Source organism: Candidatus Neomicrothrix sp., from assembly GCF_035329545.1.
Lineage (GTDB): Bacteria > Actinomycetota > Acidimicrobiia > Acidimicrobiales > Microtrichaceae > Microthrix > Microthrix subdominans.
Genome location: NZ_DAOLGP010000030.1, coordinates 1 through 20,419, shown reverse-complemented (window position 1 = coordinate 20,419; position 20,419 = coordinate 1). Strand labels below are relative to the sequence as shown.

Sequence of the window (20,419 nt, the reverse complement as noted above, 5' to 3'; positions counted from 1 at the left end):
GTTCCAATCGGCATCAGAGGGCTCTCCACATCTTCGCTGCCCGGTCACCATCACGGTGTGCATCTCGATTGAGCCGAGATTCGATCCGCTCAAGTGCCCGCTGCATCCCGGCCAGCGCCTCAGCCGGGACTCGATCCCCAGCGTTCGCCACACGCGCGAGCTGGTTCACGTTGTTCCCGATCTTCTGGAACTGGAACGCCACATCGGAGTGCGAATCAGCGTTGGCTTGCAAGGCACCCCGAACGCTCACCATCACCTCTTCGGGGACATCCACCCGGAGCGCGTCATGTCGAGTCCTGGACGCCTGGTACTGCTCACCGCGCAGGACCGCCGCTGCGATCCTGACCGTCTCGCGGACCGCCTCTGGACCTGATCCCGAGCCAAGCTGCTCCCTCACGTAAGCGAGGTCGCCGGCATCGTCTGTCGTCATGCGGACGGTGACGACCTTGTCCTTCGTGTGACGCTGCTGGCTTCGCCCAGCTGCGTACCCGACCGACTCCGAGCCGGCCAACCCAGCGTTCTCCATGTAATCGTCCGTCGCTCTCATCGGGCGCTCCCTGTTCGCTCGTTGTTCGCTCACTGTGGTCTCCGGGTGTCGCGGAACCTGCCTGTCTAAGCGTTGGCCCCAAGCTCCTTGCGGAGCCTGGGGCCAACCTGCTTGCCCCCTGGCTCCAAGCCCTCGGCAAGCAATCCGACCGAAATCATTCTCGCTTCGCTCGAACGATTCGGTCGGCACGTTCGGTCGTGGTCGCTGTCGCTCTCCTCCCTCTCTTGGCTAGCCAGGGGCTCCGCCCCTTGGATCCCCGGAGAGGCTCTCAGGCGTTCTTCAACCAAGAGGTCGGGCACGGCTAGGCCCCGTCCACCTATCGGTGGAGAAGGGCCGTAGCCGTGCAGTGACAAGCCCTACAGGTCCAGCGACTCGCGAAGCGCTGCGAGCCGCTTGCGCTCACACACGTCGCCATCAATCTCACCGACGTCGAACCTCAAGTAGAGGTCCTCGACCAGATCCATCCGCAGCCCGTCGCGCTGTGTCAGCGCCTTCGCCTTCAGCGCATCGGCCCTGGCCATAGCCTCGGCGAGTTGCTCCTCGGTGGTCTTCGGCCGGCGCCTCTTCGGCACCGGCTTCCACGGCTCCGTAGCCATCCGTACCGCCGGGGCGGCGCTGGTCTCGTCACTCATAGGTCACTCCAAACGCCCCCAGTAAGAGCCGCATACGCGTCTCTTGCAACTGCTGCAGCCTGGCAATCCGTTCCCTCAGGATCTCGGTCTGCTGCTCCAGTTCGTCCAGCAGTTCCGATGCACTCTCTGGGCCCGAATCGGGCCTAGCTACCGTTGCATTGGCGGTCATGTTGTTGCTCCTTGCGGTGGTGGTGGTGTTGGTCAGCACGTCACAGACGGGCTCGGGTGTTCTTGGTCATGCTTCGTCGAAGTCGCCGTCAGGGCCCCAGCCGCGATGGGCACGGCTGGCTGACGGCACATGAGACAGCGGTAGTTCGATGTGGGTTACGGGAGTTCGCCCCTGGGAGGGCGTGTCAATAGTCAGTAGGGCAGGCGATCCGCATCGGTCGGACGATCGCCAGTGGCCATCGTGCGCATCCGATCGAGATAGGGGTCGAGGACGTCCAGCGGGAGCATCTGCGCCTGGCGCTCAGGACGCCTGGCGTTGTCCCAGTCCCCGCGGGACACCGTCCCGAGCCCCCACTCAGCCAGCCAATTGAGACGCTCAGCGACGCTGAGCGAGCGGTCAGCCAACGTCGGGATCGTAATGACGCCCTGACGGTGCGCCATCACGATGCTTGTAAGCACGGCCCGCTGCGGAGTCACGATACGACGGCCCTTGCCATGGGCGAACCGAACGGCCCAGTCGCGCCATTCAGCCACGGTGCGCAGGCACCCCGTCCTTGCCACCTCACGCGCGATCTGCCGAGCCCGCAAGCAGTCCTCGACACGTTCCCACGGCTCGGTTTCGAAGGTAGCCATCTCGTAGTGGGTGCCATCGGGCAGGGGCACCTGCCTGGGGGTCATGGAGTTAACGACGGGCCTGCGCTTGAGGTCGTAGTCCATCGAAACCGCGCGCTCGACCCTAGACGGGATGAAGTCCTTTCGGTCCTCCCTGCGGGACAGCTCCTGGAAGCTCGGGAAACGCGTGTACCCGTTCGGCACCCGGCCGCTACGAGCCACAACAGCGCCCAACAGAAGCTCACGATCCTCGGCGCTGTCAGGCACGACGCCCTTCGGCATCTTCAGCCCGTTGTGAGCGCACACGCCACCGAGAGAGAGCGACACGTTCCCGCGAGTCGTGAAGTTCACGAGATCTTCCTGGGCATGCTTCACCTCCCAAATAGTCGGCTCCCCGGTCAGAGCAACACGCGCCTCGCTCAGATCCTTGGCGAGGCCGTACATGTCGAGCGCGTTAATCACCTCGACGGTCTGATCGGTGATAAAGCCGTCAGTAGTGACCGAGTAGACGTAGCCGCCCCGCTCGTCGATCTGGTTCATCGCCGCGTGCAACTGAGCACGCACGAGACTCGTCGTCATCGCGGCCTGGTACGGGCTAGTGATCGCCGAACCACCCACGTTCTCCATCTCCTGCGCGCGGGCATCCCAAGACCGCTGCTCGGCAACGTTCTGGGCTGTCTTCCCATAGACGGAGTTGACGCCGGTCTTGAGGATCATCTCTTCGAGAGAACCCTTGCCGAACAACCGCTTGGCAGTGTTGCGGTCGTCGATCAATACCTTCACACCATGGCGCAGTGAAAGACTCGGGCCGCCGTCCGGACCGGCCAACACGCGTCCGTGGTACCCGATCTGGCAGTAGACCTCAGCACCGAGACGCAGAGCGAGCCACAGCTCGGGGCCGCACACCCAAGCACCGGCCGTGCCCTCGGACGTAAGTGAGTAGACAAGCGTCCCGTCGGCCCGGATGGGCAGGCAGGGATGGAGCACGTCGCGGGGGAACGTGAAGGACACGAAGGCGACGAACGGAGTCGTCGGCGTCGGCACGTCCTGGGAGGTGAGGGGTCGCTCATGCACGACCTCCTCGATCGCGCCTGCCTCCCAGTCCAGGTCACGCACCAAAGACATCGCCGTCGGGTAGGCGTTCTGGGCGTCGATGTCCACGGTCGGCTGCAGGTAGAACCCAGGCATCGGACAAGAGTTCAGGCCACCGTGGTAACCGCGAGCGAAAGCCGCCGAGAGCTGCGCCGCTGCGCCATCGAGCGGGTTACGACCCCGCTTGGCGTAGTAGCTCAGGCGATCGCCTTCCTCAACGGCCTCGACGCCCTCATCCTCGTCCACCAGACCTGCGAAACGGCGACGGAACTCGGCGGCACTGGACGCGCCCAAGTAGGCGCTCCCCGAGTCGACCAGGGCAGCAGCAGCACCACTACTCAGGGTGATCGGCGGCACCACGCCATCGCCCCACAGGCGTGTCAGGTACTCGACGACGATCACCGCGTCGTTGATGCCGTACTCGAGAAACTCCGGCAGGTGCTCCCGGCGGTAGTCGCTCATGCGGTCAATCCACCCATCCGGCACCTTCAGTTTCGGCACCCCGCTTGCGTCGCCGAGAACTGCGAGCGACTTCTCTCCGGCAGGTGCCTGCGACATGGTGTCGCGCACCGACACCGACAGGCTTTGCCACCACCAGCCGGACGAGTCACTGCGCTGCATACGGAACGGAAGCAGCGTCACGAGACCACCCGCCGCCGACGTCAGCGAGACGAGGTGGTCCAGCTCGCGTCCCTGACCGCCGATGCGGAACGTCGTCATGTCCGCCGAGCCGTAGTGACACGCCAGCACGATGCGCACCCCCAGCTTCGCAAGCGCCTCGCGGCGCTCCTTCAAGTCCTCAGACCAGAACTCCGGGCGGGCCACGCCGCGCGGCCCGACCTCGGCGGGCACGAGAGGCGAGCGCCACAGCTGAGCGTCCTCAACCACGCCCCACAGCGCCGTATGCAGCGAGATGCGCTGCCGTGAACCCCGCATCGGCAGGATGACGACCTCGACCATCACGGACGGGTCGATCGGATCCGGCACAGCGAACTGGTAGGAGTCGATGACCCGCGCGCCATCCACGGTCGTGAACTCGGTGTCGAAACCCACGACGATCCCGGCGCGCCCGGTGCCCATCGCCTTCACCGACGGCAGGTTGCCGAACGCCGTCGACGGGGCCGACACGCCCACAGCAACCCCTCCCTGCGATGGCGCCGCTGTGCCACGGTCACACGGTCGTAACTCGGGGGTCCCCATAGGGGCTAATGACCGTGACCGACGGTCTCCTCGGCTATGAGCCGAATCGCCGGTTTCAATCGCGTCGGAATCACACGGCAGTTCGGGGGTGCCGTGTTCCGCGGCCTTGCTCAGCGGCTCGTTTGCTCCGACCGGCGAGGCCACCGTCGGTACCCCGGCTGGCCGCGTCGTCGAGCACCGCTGACGCCGCCGTGTGAACACATCGAAGACGGCCTCCGAGTTTCCTACGCGCCCAGGGCGCGCGTCGGCGAGGTCGACGATCTCGCGGTGGGCCCACCCGGGCGCTACGGCGCTCATGACGCACCGCCCAACCGGGCCGCGAGCCGCCTTACTTGGTCGGCGGTCAGCCGAGGGGCAGTCCCGATGATCCGCTCAATGGCGGCCTCACGGTCCTCGAAGGCCGCTGATCGTTTCGGGGCGGCAAGCGCGTCAAGATCAACGCGCAGCACCTTGATGCGGCTTCCGATCTTGACGGCAGGAAGCCGATCGTCAGCGATGTACCTACGCAGGGTGCTATAGGCGCCGTAGCCAAGGGCCACCGCTTCTTGCAACGTCAGATAATGGGTGCCGCTTGACGTCGGCGGCTTGTAATAACTCAATGGTCGCTCCAGAGACAGGCACGCAATGCGTGCTCTCGTCTCTGGCCGACACACTCACAGGTGGCGATCTAGGTCACGCCCGTGTTGCCAGATGGGGTCCTGCCGCAGTCTCTCCCACTGCTGACGCATACCCCGCCCATTTTTACAGTCCTGCCTCGTGCCGTGCTGTACTAGAAACCACGGCGCTTAGCGTTGAGGTGGGCTACCTCGGACGTTCTCCGAAGGGGCTTGCGAGACCCCACATCGTCCCGTCTAGTCGGGTTGACCTTCTCCAAAGGGGCTCGGTCAGCGTCCCCACATGCAACGTCTCGCATTTCCGAGACAACGCCCGATCCAAAAGGCGCGGATAGTTGATTTGATGTCACCATATTACCACCACTGACAAGCCCAAGCAAGTCAGAGCGCTAACACGGTCTAGGTGCGCCGACTAAGAATCGAGTGCACAGGAGCGTGGTCTTCACGCAGCCCTCGAGGGGGAGGGAGGGGGGGACGCCCCCCGGTTCTCTCGCTACCCGACCAAATGATCGTGCATGTCATTGGACTGGCAAAAACACGAATGTGATTGCGAAGGCAATAATCAACGACAAAAGGAGGCGCCGTCCTGTCGATGCCAACGGGTTGGGACCGCGGAAGACCTTCAGGCCTAGACCCGCCCAGATCCAATGAGCCCTCTTCGTGACCTCCACCGGGTCGCTACCTGGTTCCCTCCACGGCCTACAGAGATCAGGCTTGAACTCGCAGAAGCCCTTGGCCACTAGCCGACCCGGTCGTCCCGGCCGGGACACGGAGCTGATGCTCCATCAACGCCCACCACCGCCCCTCCGCCCGAGACGTGACGGGCTGACGGCTAACAGGACGACAGGTCAGCGGGATCTCATTGCCGTAGGACAGTATCCCGAGCCGGCCTCTCAACCTCTTCAACTTTCACCCACGAAGCCGAACCCGGTTGGTCGACTGATGGTCACCCCCAAACTACCGTTGGGGCAGCAGTAGCGGGCGGCGAACAGGTTCGACGCAGCGGGATCACGAGTGTTCTTCAAATCACTTCTCTCAGTCACCTATGAGCTGTTCCGCCATCTTTTCAACGTACTCGTCGAAGCTGCCCAAATACGCTGCCTCACTAACCTGATCGGGCGGTGCAAGTTCCCGCATGTCATTGAGTAACTCTGCTAGGCCATCCAGCTTCTCCGCCACCGTCACAACCTCAAGTGGCGGATGATGATGGAGTGACTCGTCTGAGAATTTTGTCATATCTTCGAGTGTTGCCCGGACCCGACCAAACTCCTCGACCCTACCTACATGGTTAACTCTATATTCCAATGCGGCTTGGAGCTGGTTCTTCCGCTTGCCATTCTTAACAGAATAGGGGCTACCCTTGGTCAATGGACTGTCGGCTACCTGGCTCGAATAGAGCGCATCAGCCAACTGCTCAAAGAGTCGACGAGTGGACAAACCTGCCTGAGCAGCCTGCTCCCCTGTACGAGCTTGCGAAATCGCCAAGACTAAAGCATGAAGCGTTTCCACCGAACGCGGGGCAACAAAGACCATCCAATTCAGCACCGAGGCGATCAACCAAGGGTCCTCAAATTGATTGACAATCTCGATTTGCAAGGCGATATCTCCGCCCATGTAGTTCTTGTCAAAGACCGAATCCATGGTAAGCAAACTTTCGAGCTTCATGTCGACGGTACATCCCGCGTTCCTCAATCTTTCCATGTCGCCATGGAGATCTACCCAGGCAAATGCGGGGTCCCTGCTACCGCACTTCACATCGGGGAGATTCTCACAATACGCATCGGGGTCGACACTCATGGAGCACATGGAGGGTTCATCGCCCGGGCAATACAGCTGATCCATTCCTAGGTACAGTAGTCTTAAACAACTGGCGGCAACCCGATAGTCTAGGACTAGTGATCCATGGAGGTTCTTCAGCAGGAGAACTTCAGATGAATTAATTACTGTTGCGCGCGGGAACACCGCATCGGAGAACTCGCCTACTATGGCGCTCACCATCCCCTCGGAACACCCCGCCATGAGAAGCGCTGCAAATGTGTTGCTCGATGCCGATATCCACTCCCGCTCAGCCCTTCCACCATCGAGCCAGAGATTCGGGTCGGGCAGCAAGACCGTACCGGACCTGATGGTGAATTCTTCGTGTTCCGACGAATGCTTAAGGATACGGCACAGAGTATCCGCTTGCCGCTCCAGGAACCCAGGGTTCCCATCCTCCGGCAAGCAAACTGCCACTCTCACATACCCTCCCTCATACGCTGATGATTAGAATACAGGTACCCGCTCGACCCTACGACTCGCTGGTCAAATCCCATACTACTGACCCAAGACAACCTGGCTCGGTCCTGGAGAGTCGGTTAAAGGAGTCGAGTAAGTCCATCGTGACAAGCACGGCCCGTCAAAGGTTGTTCGACGGCGAGCGAGCCACCGCGTTTTCCCGGCAGGCGTTTGGCGGCTTCACGAGAGCCTGCCGGCCTCCAACCTTGGCTGGCGGCCGGATCACGGGCCTACTGGCCAAATATGACTCGGGTCTCCCACGTCACTGATCCGCAAGACGGGCTGGTCACCAGTGTCCCTCATGAGTTTGGGAGCGGGGCCTCCAGGCTGAACGGGCGGCGACGATTCCGAGCGTTAGGCCGCCAGCCTCGCCGAACGCCATCTCGGGACACCGCTCAGCCAAGAACTAGCCCCCCTTGCCGCCAGAGGTTACTCCGAAGCGGAACTCCATGACATCACCGTCCACCACCTTGTAGTCCTTGCCCTCGATGCGCAGCGTGCCCTCGTCGCGTGCCTTCGACCACGATCCGGCCGCCAGCAGCACGTCCCACTGAATCGTCTCGGCACGAATGAAGCCGCGCTCGAAGTCGGTGTGGATCACGCCGGCGGCCTGCGGTGCGGTCGAGCCCGCCCGGAACGTCCACGCGCGGCTCTCCTTTTCGCCGGTGGTGAAGAAGGTGCGCAGCCCCAGCAGCTGGTAGGCGGTGTGCAAAAAAGTGGGCAGCGCCCCTTCGCCGAGGCCCAGCGCGTCCAGCATCTCGACGCGGTCCTCGGCGTCCAGCATGGCCGCCTCGGCCTCGAGCTGGATCGACAGACCGATCACCGGCGCCGTGTCGCCCACCAGCTCTCGCACCCCGGCCAGGTGGGCGTCGGGTTCCTCCAGCTGGTCCTCGCCCAGGTTGACCAACACGATCACCGGCTTGGAGGTGAGCAATTGCTCGGCCTTGAGCAGCGCCAGCGTGTCGTCGCCCAGGCCGGCCCGCCACACCGGGGTACCTGCGCCCAGCACGTCGATCGCCGCCTCCATCGCCGCCACCTCGGGCGCCAGCACCGGGTTGGATCGCGCGGCCTTGCGGCGCTTGTCGATGTGCTTCTCCATCGCCTCCAGGTCGGCCGTGATCAGCTCGAGCTCCAGGATCTCCAGCTGCTCGGCCGGATCGGAGGAGCCGGGCACGTCGGTGTCCTCGAAGGCCCGCAGCACGAACACGGTCGCGTCCACCTCCCGGATGTGGGCCAGGAAGCGGTTGCCCAGCCCCTCGCCCTGGGAGGCGCCCTTCACCAGGCCGGCGATGTCGACGAACTGCACGGCGGTGGGGATGACGTTCTTGGACTTGCTCATCTCAGCCAGCGCATCGAGGCGGCTGTCGAGCACCTTGGCCACGCCGACGTTGGGGTCAACCGTGGCGAAGGCATAGGGCGCCGCGAGGGCGCCGCCCCCGGCGAGTGCGTTGTACAGCGACGACTTGCCCGCATTGGGGAGTCCGACGAATCCGAAGCGTTCCATGAGGGGCGGCAGCCTACCGGAGCCCGCTTTGGCGTCCCATGGGCACCGCAGCCCGGGGTCGATCACCGGCCGTGTTGGCCGTCGGCAAACGACGGCCTACAGCACGTCGAAGTCCAACAGCTCGAAGCTGTCGAAGCGCAGGTCGCTGGTGCCGATGCGACGGGGCACCGCCTTGAAGCACAGGTGCAGCGGCGAGGGCAGGTAGCGCTGGGGTACCAGCGCCCCGAACACCCGCACGTCGGAGTTCATGCCGACGTACAGCGCCAAGGGCGTGCGGTGGTGCGCGCACACCTCGCCGACCATCGCCGGGGTAAACCATGCCTTTCGCAGTCCGTCGGCCCGGCGCCGCTCGCCCCGTACGAGCACCTTCATGAGCACCGCCACCCTGACGCCCCGCCAGGTGGTGGTGGTCGACACCGCCACCATGTCGTCGGCCACGTGCAGGGTGTAGGTGCTCAGCGGGCTGGCCAACCGCCAGCGCAGCACGTCGAGGTGCCACCACAGCCGCACGCCCCGCCGAGGGGCCAGGTCGGTGTCGGCCAGCAGCTCCCCCAGCCGGTCGCTCTCCAGCAGCGCCCGGTCCACCGTGTGATGGCTGAACCGCGCCTTGGTCCACGGCGTCGGGCCCAACACCTTGGTGGGCAGTTCGGCCTCGGTGACCACCCCAAAGGCTTCCAGGGCCTGGCGGGACTGATCGTTCATCACCCCGTAGATGCCCGCCTGGTCGAACCCCTCGATCATCAGCCACGCCTGGAGGCACATGCGCAGAAACGCACCCTCGCGCTGCGCGTCGGGCACCGAGGCGACGTTGGCGATCAGCCACATGTCGAGGGTGCCGTCAACGGTTCGCAGCCGCCGGGGCGCACCGGCCAGGTGGCTGATCGCCCGGCCGTCGCGCCGGACGATGCCGCTGAAGGTCTCCCCGAAGGGGCACTGGGTGTAGAACCAGCGCAGGTAGTCGAGGGTCTCGAAGCGGGGCACGTCAAAGGCCGAGGCCAGCACCCGACGAATCTCTTCGAGGTCCTCGGGTCGGGTCAGCACCGACTCGGTGTGCTCGTCGCCGTCGTGGACGACCGCGTCGACGTCGTACCACCAGCCGGGCGGAACCCTCAGTGGGCTCGGCTCGATCATCGGATCATGTCATTCTCGTCAGAGGCGGGGTCGTCGCGTCGCAATCGTTCGCCGGGCCAGGGTGCACGCCCCGAAGCTACCGCCCGGTCAGCTTTGGGGGGTTGGCCCCGCGGGCGGTAGCCTCTCCGGATGTCTCAGCGGACCCAACGCAAGAAGAAGAACGCCCGGAAGAAGAAGGCCAACCACGGCCGCAAGCCCAACCTGGGCCGCAACTGATCCTGGAGTAGCTCGCCGTACGGCCCTTGTCGCTGTTTGAGCAGAGCAACCCAGACTGCGCCGACGAGTGCTCCTCGGGGCACTTTTCTGCGTTGTGGGGCGAGTTTGCCCCCGGCTCCCGTCACCGTGCCCCCCGAACATGGCGGGCACGGTGACACGCGGCGCACCGCAGCTGCAGACCATCGACCACCGTCTGGTTGCTGATCGAGAAGTCGGGAACGTGGTCGTACTCGAGCAGGTCGCTGCCCCCGCAGTCGACGCAGCGGCGGTCGCGTTCCTTCACCACCCGCTTCTGTCGGGCGGACGGGTGCCGTCGACGGGCCGAGGCGTTCAGCGGGGTGCCCTCGGCGTTGTGGATCAGCGCCCGCACCCACGACTGGGGCAATGCCCGCATCACGGCCTGGCGCGTCACCGGGGTGCCGTCATCCATCGTCGTCCCGTCACCGCGAACGTGCAGGATCACCTCGGCGCTCAGCTGAGCTCCCCCGCCGCACATCACGGCGACCAGGGCGTCGGCTCGTTGCTGGGCCAGCGTGGGGTGGATCACCTGCTCGGCGGCCTGGCGCTCGGGCCACCCGGCCATTGCGATGGCGCCGACGACGTCGGAATGGCCGACGATGTCGGAGCCGCCCCCGTTGGAGCCCACGCGATCAACCGAGTCCTGCCGGGCGCGCATCACTGCGGCATCGATCACCGCCATCACGCCGCCGGCGACATCGGGGGGCAGGCGAAGCGTGCCGGTTGCCTGGCCGTCCGGCTCGACCCTCCAGCTGAGGCTACGGGACTCCCGATGTCGCTCGTCGCGCACGTCTTCGGTCTCTTCACGACGGGACCATGTCGCCAGCGCCGCACCCAGCGCGCCGGCGTTCACCGAACAGGCCAGGTCGATCAGCTCGCGCTCGTTCTCCATCGTCGCCACCCGCACCAGGATCCGTACCTTGGCATAGGACAGCTCGCGCCGAGCCAGCGCCTCATCGAGCATCGGCAACCGCCGGAGCGCTCGCCCGACGGCGATCCACTCCCGGGCCGTTCGCACCGAGATGTCCAACCGCTGGCTGATCCACCGGGCCGCCGACGAGCTGCCGTCGCCGAACCACTCCGAGGTGCCGGCAAACTCCGCGGCCAAGCGCACCAGGTCGTGATGGCGCTCCGACGCACGCCATCCCACCTCGACCAGGCGTTCGCCCAGCGTGGTTCCCGCTGCGCCGACGCGTCGGGGGGTCGGTCGGTGCGCCGCCGAGCCAACCAGTTCCAATGTCGGCGCCCGGGTCGAGTCGTGAACGAGCTCGAGAGCCGGTCGGTTGGGTCGTTCGGGTGCTGGTGTGGGACGTATTGGTGTCGTGTGTCCGGGCGCCGAGTGTTCGGGTGTCATCGCCGTGCCTCCTTCCACCGGCGTCGCAGCGCTCAGCCGGCGGGTCGTCATCTGCGGGAGGAAGGCCCGAACCGAGGCCGACGACGGCGCCCACACCACCCGGGAGCGACGAGGCGGAGCTCGCCGATTCCGGGTCCTGAGCGGTTTCGATTCACGATAACGAGGGACTGTGACGTTCCAGCCGCGCACCTCTACGCCGACCGAACTTGCCCCAAACGGCTGGGCTCGCTGCTTTGGGACGATGAAGGGCCAGCAGGTGACCGCTATCCATCCCAGACGTGATCGCCCGTCGGACCCGTGCGGTGCGCTGAGGGGATGCTTTGACCCACGAGCGGGGCGGGCTCCGCATCGGGGGCGTGACGCGAGGCGGCAGCGGCGTGGGCTGCTGAGCGCTCCTTGCTGGGGCTGAACACGAAGGCCACGGTGACGGCGGCAGTGAGAGCGAGCAACGCCGAAATGGTGTTGGCGATGTTGAAGGCGCCGGTGAAGGCCACGCCGGCGCGGTCGGCCAACTCGGCTCCGCCCCCCGGCAGGGACCGGGCGATCTGGCTGGCGGCCCCAACCGAGTCCTTCGCCGCCGCCGCCTGCTCGGGGCCCAACCCCAGATCGTCGATGCGCAGGTTGGCCTGATAGGCGCTGGCGATGATGCTGCCCAGCACGGCGATGCCCAGGGCGCCACCAAACTCGCGCGTGGTGTCGTTGACCGCCGACCCCACCCCAGCCTTGGCATCGGGCACCGCGCTCATGATGTTTCCGGTCGCAGGGGCTGCCGTGATGCCCATCCCGGTGCCCAACAGCACGTACGCGGCACCGAGGGGCAGGTACGGCCACGACGGCGCAGCAAACGCCAGGACGGCGAACCCGGAGGAGATGAACGTGAAGCCGACGGCGATCACCGGGCCGCTGCCGAAGCGTTCGCTCAGCGACGAGCTGCGGGGGGCGACGAGCACCTGCATGATCGCCACCGGCACGGCGGCAAGACCGGCGAACAGTGGCGAGTCTCCCCGCACGAACTGCAGGTACAGGGTGTTGAGAAAGAAGAAGCCGATCATCGCAAAGAACGTCACGGTGACGACGCCGCTGCCGACCGAGAAGCGGCGGTCGGCGAACAACTCGAGGGGCAGCATCGGGTGGCGGGCGTGGCGCTCTCGCACCACAAAGCCCACCAGGGTCACCGCCGCCACTGCGAACCCGACGAGCACCTCGGGGCTCGACCAGCCCAGGTTGGGCCCCTCGATGATGCCGAAGACCAACGCGGTGATGCCGACGAGCGACAGTGCGGTACCCGGCAGGTCGAGCGGCGTGTTGTGCGTGTCGCGGGACCTCGGGGCCAGCACGGCGATCGACCCCGCCAACACGATGACGATCGGGATGTTCACCAGCAGGGCGGCCCCCCACCAGAACCATTCGAGGAGGGCGCCGGAGACGATCGGACCGATCGCCGCCCCGGCACCGGCGAAACCGGCCCAGATGGCGATCGCCCGGCGACGCTCCTTGGGCGGAAACACGGTGACGACCAGCGACAGCGTGGCGGGCATGACGAAGGCGGCACCGGCACCCATCGTGGCCCGCCCGGCGATCACCTGGGCCGGGGTAGAGCCCAGGCCGCCCACCGTTGCGCCGACCGCAAAAACGGCCAGGCCGAACAGCAGCGCGTTGCGGCGGCCGAAGCGGTCACCCAGTGCTCCGGCGGTCAGCAGCAACCCGGCGAACACCAGCGCATAGGAGTCGATGATCCACTGCAGCGCCGAGTTGCTGGCGTCGAGCGACTCCTGGAGGGTGGGCAGCGCAACGTTCAGACCGGACACCGACATCACCACGACGGTGAGGGACGCTGCCATCACCCCGAGAATCCACCAACGGCGTTCGTGGATCTCGGGGATCTCGTAGAGGGGGATGGAATTGTCGGTCACGGGGTGTCCTTCGGACGGGTTTGGTTGGGAGGACCGGTCCGGGTCCTCGTGCGTTCGGTGGCGTTCACGACGGCTCGGCGAGGGCGGGCGAACACAGCAGCGCCCGCAGTGCAGCCTCGACCGGAGCGCGCACGTTGGCATCGCCCAGCTCGGCGGCGACCAGTTGGGTTTCGGCCTCGACGATCACCTGGTAGGCGTCGTCGAGCAGCCGCGTTCCATCGTCGGTGAGCACGATGTGGGCAGCCCGCCGGTCGGCCGGGTTCGCCGTTCGGTTCAGCAGGTTGCGCGCTTCGAGTCGATCGAGGCGCTTGGTCATCCCACCGGCGGTGATCATCACCGCGTGGCAGATCTCGGACGCCGTAATCGGCCCGGAGCGGCGCACCGTGGCCAGCACGTCGAACTCGCCAACGGTCAGCTCGAACGGTGCGAGCAACCTGGCCCGGGCCTCTTCCAAGCGGGCCGCCAGCCGCAGCACGCGTCCGGTGACCGCCAAGCCGCCCAGGTCGAGTTCGGGCTTGAGAGCGACAACCTGATCGATCAGCTCGTCGAGGTGATCACGACCCGGCGGCAGCTTGCCGGGTCGCCCCACTTGCTCAAGTTGCGTGGTGTGCTCGGGTATCACCCGGGCACGTTACCCGATGTACTTTCCCACGAAACTGTTTCCCGGCAAACCACCCGGCTCGGCGGTACCGTCGTGCCGGGACAGCACCGCACCAACATCGGCGCCGCGGCGCCGGCCTCAGCCGTAGTACTGCTCGAGTTCGGCGTTCATCTGCTCGTTGGCCTTGTTCAGCGCGTCCTCGGGCGATGCGCCTGAGCGGGCGGTGGACTCCATCGTCTTCTGCATGATGTCGGTGTACTCGGGATAGGGCCCGATCAGCGGTCCGGGCCGCTTGGGATCGATCAGCGCCATCTGCTCGTAACCCACCTTGAGCAGCTGACCGGCCCGGTCCTCCTTCCAGAACTTCTGGATCCGGGGGTCGTCGGCGACATCGCCGATCACCGGCAGGTACGAGCCGACGAGATGCCAGGCGACCACCTGATCGGGCTGCGACATGAAACCGAGGTACTTGGCCGCTGCGGCCTGTTGCACCTTGGGCACCCGGTTGGAGATGCCGAAGTAGCCCCCGGACACCCGCACGCCGCCGGGTTGGTCGAGGCCCGGGAACGGGGTGGCGGCCGGGTCGAGTCCGCCGGTGTCGACCGAGGAGGCATCCTGCCCGCCGGTGTCCAGGTCGCCGCCGAGGAACGCCTTGATCGACGTGGAGGCGGTCGACGTCTCGATCAACATCGACGATTTTTCCTGGGCCACGTTGAGGTATTGGTTGATCTGCCCCGGGGTGTTCGAGATCGGGTCGGCCAACCCGTCGGCCACCATGTCCTGGATCCACTGCAGCGTCTCGACACCGGCCTCGTTGTTCAGGTTGGCCTCCGTGACTGCGCCAGATCTTCCGTTGTCGGGCAGGACGATGTCCTCGCCGACCCCGTTCACCCAGCAGGTGAAGAACCACGGGTCCAGCTTCAGCGCCAAGGGCTTTTCGATGCCCGACGCCTTCAGCTTCTCGGCGGCGCTGCGCACCTCGGCCAACGTCTGCGGTGGCGAGTCGACGTCCAGGCCCGCCTCGCGGAAGTGGCTGCGGTTATAGAACATGATCGGCCCGGAGACGTTGACGTAGCCGGGGTAGAAGACGCCGTCGACCGTGTAGGCGCTGCGGACGGCGGGCTGCACCGAGTCGAGGTCGAAACCCACCTCCTCGGCACATGCTTCGGCGGGAAACAGCGTGCCGGTGTCGATGATCGTGCGGATCGTCGTGTCCTCGAGGTACACGACGGCGGGCACGCCTTCGCCGCTGGCTGCGGCGGCGTTGTACTTGCGGAACACCTCGGAGTAGTCGGCGCCCTGGTTCTGCAGGGTGACGTTCACCTCGTCCTGGCTGTCGTTGAACGCCTGGGTGACCTCCTCAAGCGCCTTGGCGGGCTCAGCACCCAAGGCGTGCCACACGACGATGTTGGTGACGCCGGTGGCCTTGTCCAGCTCGCCCATCGGGCAGTCGGGCAGGTTGTCGGCGGACACGTCGTCACCCTCGAGGGCCTCGATCGTCGGGGGCGGCCCGCAAGCGACGGCGGTGGTGCCCGCCAGCACGGCGACGCCCACCAACCCGGCCCGCAGCCGGCCGGGGCGTTTGGCGCCCGGTCGTCCATTCGATCGCCTTGACGGTGTCACATGCATCTCGTTCTCACCCCTTGACCGCACCGGCGGTCAATCCTCGCACGATCGCTCGCTGGAACACGATCAACAGCGCAAAGATCGGCAGCGCCGCCAGGACGGCACCGGCCACCCCGACGTTGAGCTGCTGGATGTTTTGGGCCGCAAGGCGTTTCAGCGCGATCTGCAGCGTCTGGTGGCTTTCCTGCTCGGTGACCACCCGGGGCCACAGGTACTGGTTCCAGGACGACAGGAAGGCGAGCAGGCCGACCGAGGCGACGACGGGCGCCGCCAACGGCACGGCGATGCGGGTCATGAACCGGAAGTGGCCGTAGCCGTCGAGAAAGGCGGCTTCGCGCAGTTCGTTGGGGATGCCGAGGAACCCCTGGCGCAGGAGGAAGGTGCCCAGCGCCGAAGCGAGGAACGGCGCCACCAGGCCTTGCAGCGTGTCGATCCAGCCCCACTGACGGATCGTGAGGGAGTTGGCCACGAAGGTCACCTCGAGGGGCAGCATCAGGGTGGCGACGAACAGCACGAACAGCAGCTTCTTAAACGGGAAGCGCAGGAACACGAAGGCGTAGGCGGCCAGCACGGCGGTGATGACCTGGGTCACCGTGATCACCGCCGACATGGCGAAGCTCCAGAACGTGGCCGCCGAAAGGTTGCCGCCGTTCCACGCCCGGCTGAACACGTCCCACTCCGCCTCGACCGGCCAGGGCGGGTTGCCGGCCCGCGCATAGGCCGCCGGGTCGGACAGCGCCCGCATCACCGACATGTACAGCGGGTACAGGATGACCAGCGCCAACAGGGTGAGGAACAGGTACCAGCCCAGCTTCTTCAGCTGGGCGCCGGCTGGGGCCGCCACCACCGGCGCCGGGCCGGACGGGGCGATCACCCCGGACCGGGCGGAGGTGAACCCGGTGCCGACGGTCGCTGCATCGGTGGTTGTGTGGGTCGGAGCTACGTCAGTCACGGTTCATCCCCCGTTCCAGTAACAGGAACTGCCCCAGCCCGATGATCAGCGTGATGCCGAACAGGCCCACCGCCATCACCGAGCCGTCGGTGATGTTGGTCGGGTCGAGCTTCTGGGCGATCGTGTACACCAGGGTCGAGGTGCTGCCCTCCGGGCCGCCTCCGGTGATGATGTCGGGCAGAGCAAACTCCTGCATACCGAAGATGGTGAGGGCGACGACCAGGAAGGTGAGCACCGGCGTCAGGGCCGGCAGGGTCACTTTGAAGAAGCGGCCGATGGCGCCGTATCCGTCGATCATCGCCGCCTCGGTCAGCTCGTCGGGCACCGCCTGCAGCCCAGCGAGCACGATGACGAAGCTGAGGCCGAGGTTCTTCCACACGGCGACCAGCGCCAGGGCGGGCAACGCAGTGCCGGGGTTGGACAGCCAGTCCACCTTGAACACGCCGACCGCGGGGTTGATCAGGCCGAAGAACAGCACGGCGGCCACAGCAACCGAGGTGGCGATCGTCGAGCTGAAGATCGTCTGATAGATCTTCATGCCCTTCAGACGTCGGTGGGCGGCCACCGCCAGCAGCGTGCCCAAAATCAGGCCGGCGGGCACGGTCAGCAGCACGAACTGCACCGAGATCCACAGCCCGTCGAGAAACTCCGATGAGGTGAGCACATCGACGTAGTGGCTGAAACCGACGCGCTCGTAGAACGAGCCTCGTTGGCGACTGTCGTAGAAGCCCCACGACACCAGGCGGGCGAACGGGAAGTAGAAGAACAGGCCGAAGATCACCAGCGACGGCGCCAGGAAGGCGGCGGCCAGGCCAGTCTCCCGCAGGCTGTGGCCAAACAGGCCACTGCGCCTGACGCCCTCGGGCGCCGTGTCGTCCTTGGCGTCGGCGTCTGGCAGGACCCCCATCAGCGAGGCTCCCCGGCGACCCGCCGCGTCCCGGTGGTGCGACTCACAGGTGCACCCCGGTGTCGGCGTCGAACAGCTGCACCGCACCTGGCTGGGGCGTGGCCCGGATGATCTCGCCGTTGCGGGCGTCGACGCGGCCGGCGGCCCGCAGGATCACGCGGCGGCGGGTGGCACCCACCTGTTCAGGATCGTCGCTGTCGACCACGGCGTCGCCCACCAGCGAGGTCGTGCCGGCGTCGTTGCTGTCCCCGTCGTCGGCGGCGTCCCGCGCCGAGCGCTGGGCGGCCCCTACATCGACCAGGTCGGCGGTGATCAGGCTCTCGTAGCCCAACCATTCGACCGCCTTGACCTCCATGGTCAGACCGTCGTCGGACAGGACGAGGTGCTCGGGTCGGATACCGACGACCACCGGTGCGCCGGCCTCCAGTTTGTGGGTGGCGTCAAGCTTGGCGCCTGCCACTTCGACACCCTCGGAGGTGGCCACGCCGTCCATCAGGTTCATGGGCGGAGTACCGATGAACCCGGCGACGAAGGTATTGGCGGGCCGGTCGTACACGTCGTCGGGGGTGCCCACCTGGTGGAGCGCGCCGTTGGCCATGATGGCGACGCGATCGGCCATCGTCATCGCCTCGATCTGGTCGTGCGTGACGTAGACGACCGTGCCGCCGAGGCGCTCGTGCAGGTCGATCAGCTCGGCGCGGGTCTGGGCCCGCAGCTTGGCGTCCAGGTTCGACAACGGCTCGTCCATCAACAGCACCTTGGCCCGGGCGACGATGGCCCGGGCGAGGGCCACCCGCTGGCGCTGGCCGCCGGACAGGGCGCCGGGCTTGCGGTCGAGGTAGTCCTCCAGGTCGAGCATTCGGGCCGCTTCGATCACCCGCGCGTCGCGCTCCTCGCTGCTCAGCCGGCGGGGGTCGCCGCCGCCGTCGGGCGGAACGTCCTTGGCCTTCAGCGGCGACTCGATGTTCTTGCGCACCGTCAGGTTGGGATACAGCGCATAGCTCTGGAACACCATCGCGATGCCGCGCTTGCGGGGGTCGACGTGGTTGACCACCTCGCCGTCGATGCTCAGGGCGCCTTCGGTGATCGACTCCAATCCGGCGATCATGCGCAGGGCGGTGGACTTACCGCAGCCCGACGGGCCCAACAGCACCATGAATTCGCCCTCGACGATGTCGAGGGACATTGCGTCCACCGCCGTCGTCTTTCCGAAGCGTTTGGTGACCTGGTCGAAGCGAACCGTTGACACGCCGCCAACCTAGACGCTGGGCATCCCCGCGTGACGGTTCACTTGCGAGGCGCCGGTCCGGCCGCCGCACCGGCCGACGGCGCCCCTCCCAGCCGGTCGCACCAGCGTTGGCGCAACGGCGAAACCCGCTCCCTGACCGAGACGGTTCATTCCCGGCCGACCCACCGGTCGCGCACGGTGTAGATCAGTGGGGTCGAAGCCAGGGCGGTCACCCCCTTGATGGCGATGTTGGCCCAGATGATCGACCACACGACGGCGCCGGGGATCCGGCCGGCAAAAGCAATCACCGCAAAGATCACCGAATCGAGCGGGACCGACACCGAATTGGAGCTGATCACCCGACCCCACTGGTGGCGTGCCCCGAAGCGTGCCACCCAGGCCCGGTACACCTCGGTGTCGACCAGCTCGGCGATCAACTGGGCGATGATCGACGCCGCGATGATGCGCAGCACCGGGTTGAGCACGTTGGCAAACTCGCTCTGGGCCGCTCCGGTGGTCGCCGGATCGCCGGGCAGGACGGCTGCCGCCCACAGCCCCAGTGCCAGCAGCGCGTTGAACCCGGCGGTGGCCACCACCGTCGTGCGGGCCACAGCGGTGCCGCCCGCCTTGTGCACGACGTCGCGCAGGGTGAAGGTCAGCGGGTAGGTGAGCGTGCCGGCGTCCACCGCCCAGCCGCCGAGCGACAAGATGCGCACCGACATGACGTTGGCCATCAGGGAGGTGGCCACGTAGGCGCCGCCGACCACCATCAGCACCATCACCGCACGCTCGCTGTACATCGTTGTTGCGTCGACATCGGTCCGACCGACGGCGACGGCACTGTCCACCCGTGGGTTGATCGTGCCCATCGCGGCAGCGTAGATGCGTTCGGCGAATCGATCCTCAGCCCATCTCGCTGGGGCCCACGTCGAATCTCACTCCGCCACCCGCTGCCCTTCTTCCCCGGGCACCACAAACCGGCCACCGATTTCTTTGCCTGGCGGACCTGCGTACGCCCTCCCGCTCGGGGCGAGGCACCTTTGCCAGGGTGAGCCGGAACGCCTAGCGTCCGCGCGATGAAGCCCTCGATGGACTGGGGGTTTCTCACGACCTCAACCGTTCGGTGGGCGTCGCTGCGGGGCACAACTCAGGCGGAATTTCATGGCTATTGGCGGGCTCATGTCCAGCGGACCTTCTTCATCGGGCCGACCCTCGGGCAGTCGTCTTCGGGCGACGTCACTCAAGCGGGCCGGCATCACCGCCTTCCTGGTGGCCGCAGTGCTCGGCCCAAGTGCGGCCTGCGCTCCAGATGAGACGGTCCCTCCCCCGGTGACCGAGCCCACTGACCCGCCCGTCGACCCGCAGCCTGCTCAACCTGGTGATGGCACGACGGCGGAGACGGCGGGTGCTTCGTGCTGGGGGGTCAAGCAGAAGTTCTCGCAGTCGGCCACCGGTGTGTATTGGTTGCGCACCAGCACGCTGGTCGCTCCCGAGAAGTTCACCTGTGACATGACCACCGATGGTGGCGGCTGGGCGTTGGTCGGCGTGGGCCGGGAGGGATGGAACTGGTCGCCCGCGGCACAGGGCAACGTCGCCCGGTTGTTGACCGACCCAAACGGTCAGGCGTCCCAGGCCCCGGTGCACCTCTCGGCTGACAAGGTCAACGGGCTGCTCGATGGCGGTGCTGCGTCCCAGTTGCCCGACGGTATTCGCCTCCGCCGGTCCGCCAACGCTGCCGGCACGTCGTGGCAGGAGGTCCGCTGGAATCTTGCCACTGCCGAACCGTGGTCGTGGCACTTCTCCGCCGGCAAGCCACTGGCCAAGATGACG

General features: G+C 66.3%; 17 protein-coding genes. 1 reads left to right on the top strand and 16 read right to left on the bottom strand.

Features of this window, described 5'->3' with window-relative positions:
* Positions 1 to 13: 13 nt before the first annotated feature.
* The 16 genes from PKD89_RS14775 to PKD89_RS14700 all read right to left on the bottom strand — a co-directional run bounded on the left by PKD89_RS14775 (position 14) and on the right by PKD89_RS14700 (position 19,458).
* Positions 14 to 580: a MobC family plasmid mobilization relaxosome protein gene (locus PKD89_RS14775; RefSeq protein ID WP_289010478.1), complete on the bottom strand. Its 567-nt coding sequence runs from the start codon at positions 578 to 580 to the stop codon at positions 14 to 16.
* Between the two features lie 323 nt (positions 581 to 903).
* Positions 904 to 1,179 (bottom strand): hypothetical protein, encoded by a 276-nt coding sequence (locus PKD89_RS14770; RefSeq protein ID WP_289010477.1) that lies wholly within the window; start codon positions 1,177 to 1,179, stop codon positions 904 to 906.
* Positions 1,172 to 1,387 (bottom strand): hypothetical protein, encoded by a 216-nt coding sequence (locus PKD89_RS14765; RefSeq protein WP_289010476.1) that lies wholly within the window; start codon positions 1,385 to 1,387, stop codon positions 1,172 to 1,174. The genes PKD89_RS14770 and PKD89_RS14765 overlap by 8 nt, the downstream gene beginning before the upstream one ends.
* A 152-nt stretch (positions 1,388 to 1,539) precedes the next feature.
* Positions 1,540 to 4,185, bottom strand: a complete 2,646-nt coding sequence (locus PKD89_RS14760; RefSeq protein WP_289010475.1) for a hypothetical protein — start codon at positions 4,183 to 4,185, stop codon at positions 1,540 to 1,542.
* Between the two features lie 359 nt (positions 4,186 to 4,544).
* Complete coding sequence (locus tag PKD89_RS14755) at positions 4,545 to 4,850, bottom strand: helix-turn-helix domain-containing protein (protein ID WP_289010474.1); 306 nt, start codon at positions 4,848 to 4,850, stop codon at positions 4,545 to 4,547.
* A 1,050-nt stretch (positions 4,851 to 5,900) separates the two neighbouring features.
* Positions 5,901 to 6,707 (bottom strand): hypothetical protein, encoded by an 807-nt coding sequence (locus PKD89_RS14750; protein WP_324332513.1) that lies wholly within the window; start codon positions 6,705 to 6,707, stop codon positions 5,901 to 5,903.
* Positions 6,708 to 7,545: 838 nt separating this feature from the next.
* Positions 7,546 to 8,643 (bottom strand): redox-regulated ATPase YchF, encoded by a 1,098-nt coding sequence (gene ychF / locus PKD89_RS14745; RefSeq protein WP_289010472.1) that lies wholly within the window; start codon positions 8,641 to 8,643, stop codon positions 7,546 to 7,548.
* A gap of 96 nt (positions 8,644 to 8,739) precedes the next feature.
* A complete protein-coding gene (locus PKD89_RS14740; protein ID WP_287378405.1) occupies positions 8,740 to 9,774 on the bottom strand; it encodes a GNAT family N-acetyltransferase in 1,035 nt (344 codons plus the stop codon).
* 337 nt (positions 9,775 to 10,111) lie between these two features.
* The gene (locus PKD89_RS14735) at positions 10,112 to 11,362 is read right to left on the bottom strand and encodes an HNH endonuclease signature motif containing protein (RefSeq protein ID WP_289010471.1); all 1,251 of its coding nucleotides are present in this window, start codon (positions 11,360 to 11,362) and stop codon (positions 10,112 to 10,114) included.
* Positions 11,363 to 11,625: 263 nt separating this feature from the next.
* Complete coding sequence (locus PKD89_RS14730) at positions 11,626 to 13,275, bottom strand: MFS transporter (RefSeq protein WP_289010470.1); 1,650 nt, start codon at positions 13,273 to 13,275, stop codon at positions 11,626 to 11,628.
* Between the two features lie 64 nt (positions 13,276 to 13,339).
* Positions 13,340 to 13,897, bottom strand: a complete 558-nt coding sequence (locus PKD89_RS14725; protein WP_287378411.1) for a MarR family transcriptional regulator — start codon at positions 13,895 to 13,897, stop codon at positions 13,340 to 13,342.
* Between the two features lie 117 nt (positions 13,898 to 14,014).
* On the bottom strand, positions 14,015 to 15,499 hold the full coding sequence (locus PKD89_RS14720; RefSeq protein ID WP_289010469.1) for an ABC transporter substrate-binding protein: 1,485 nt from the start codon (positions 15,497 to 15,499) through the stop codon (positions 14,015 to 14,017).
* Between the two features lie 13 nt (positions 15,500 to 15,512).
* Positions 15,513 to 16,454 (bottom strand): carbohydrate ABC transporter permease, encoded by a 942-nt coding sequence (locus PKD89_RS14715; protein ID WP_289010468.1) that lies wholly within the window; start codon positions 16,452 to 16,454, stop codon positions 15,513 to 15,515.
* Positions 16,447 to 17,361 (bottom strand): carbohydrate ABC transporter permease, encoded by a 915-nt coding sequence (locus PKD89_RS14710; protein ID WP_289010467.1) that lies wholly within the window; start codon positions 17,359 to 17,361, stop codon positions 16,447 to 16,449. The genes PKD89_RS14715 and PKD89_RS14710 overlap by 8 nt, the downstream gene beginning before the upstream one ends.
* A 43-nt stretch (positions 17,362 to 17,404) precedes the next feature.
* Positions 17,405 to 18,610 carry an ABC transporter ATP-binding protein gene (locus tag PKD89_RS14705; RefSeq protein WP_289010466.1) on the bottom strand — a complete coding sequence of 402 codons (1,206 nt, stop codon included), beginning with the start codon at positions 18,608 to 18,610 and terminating at the stop codon, positions 17,405 to 17,407.
* A 146-nt stretch (positions 18,611 to 18,756) separates the two neighbouring features.
* Entirely contained in the window at positions 18,757 to 19,458 is a 702-nt protein-coding gene (locus PKD89_RS14700; protein WP_289010465.1) for a queuosine precursor transporter, read from the bottom strand.
* A 460-nt stretch (positions 19,459 to 19,918) separates the two neighbouring features.
* On the opposite strand from PKD89_RS14700, the gene PKD89_RS14695 reads away from it, so the two are divergent.
* On the top strand, positions 19,919 to 20,419 hold a 501-nt coding region (locus PKD89_RS14695), incomplete at its 3' end, for a fibrinogen-like YCDxxxxGGGW domain-containing protein (protein WP_289010464.1).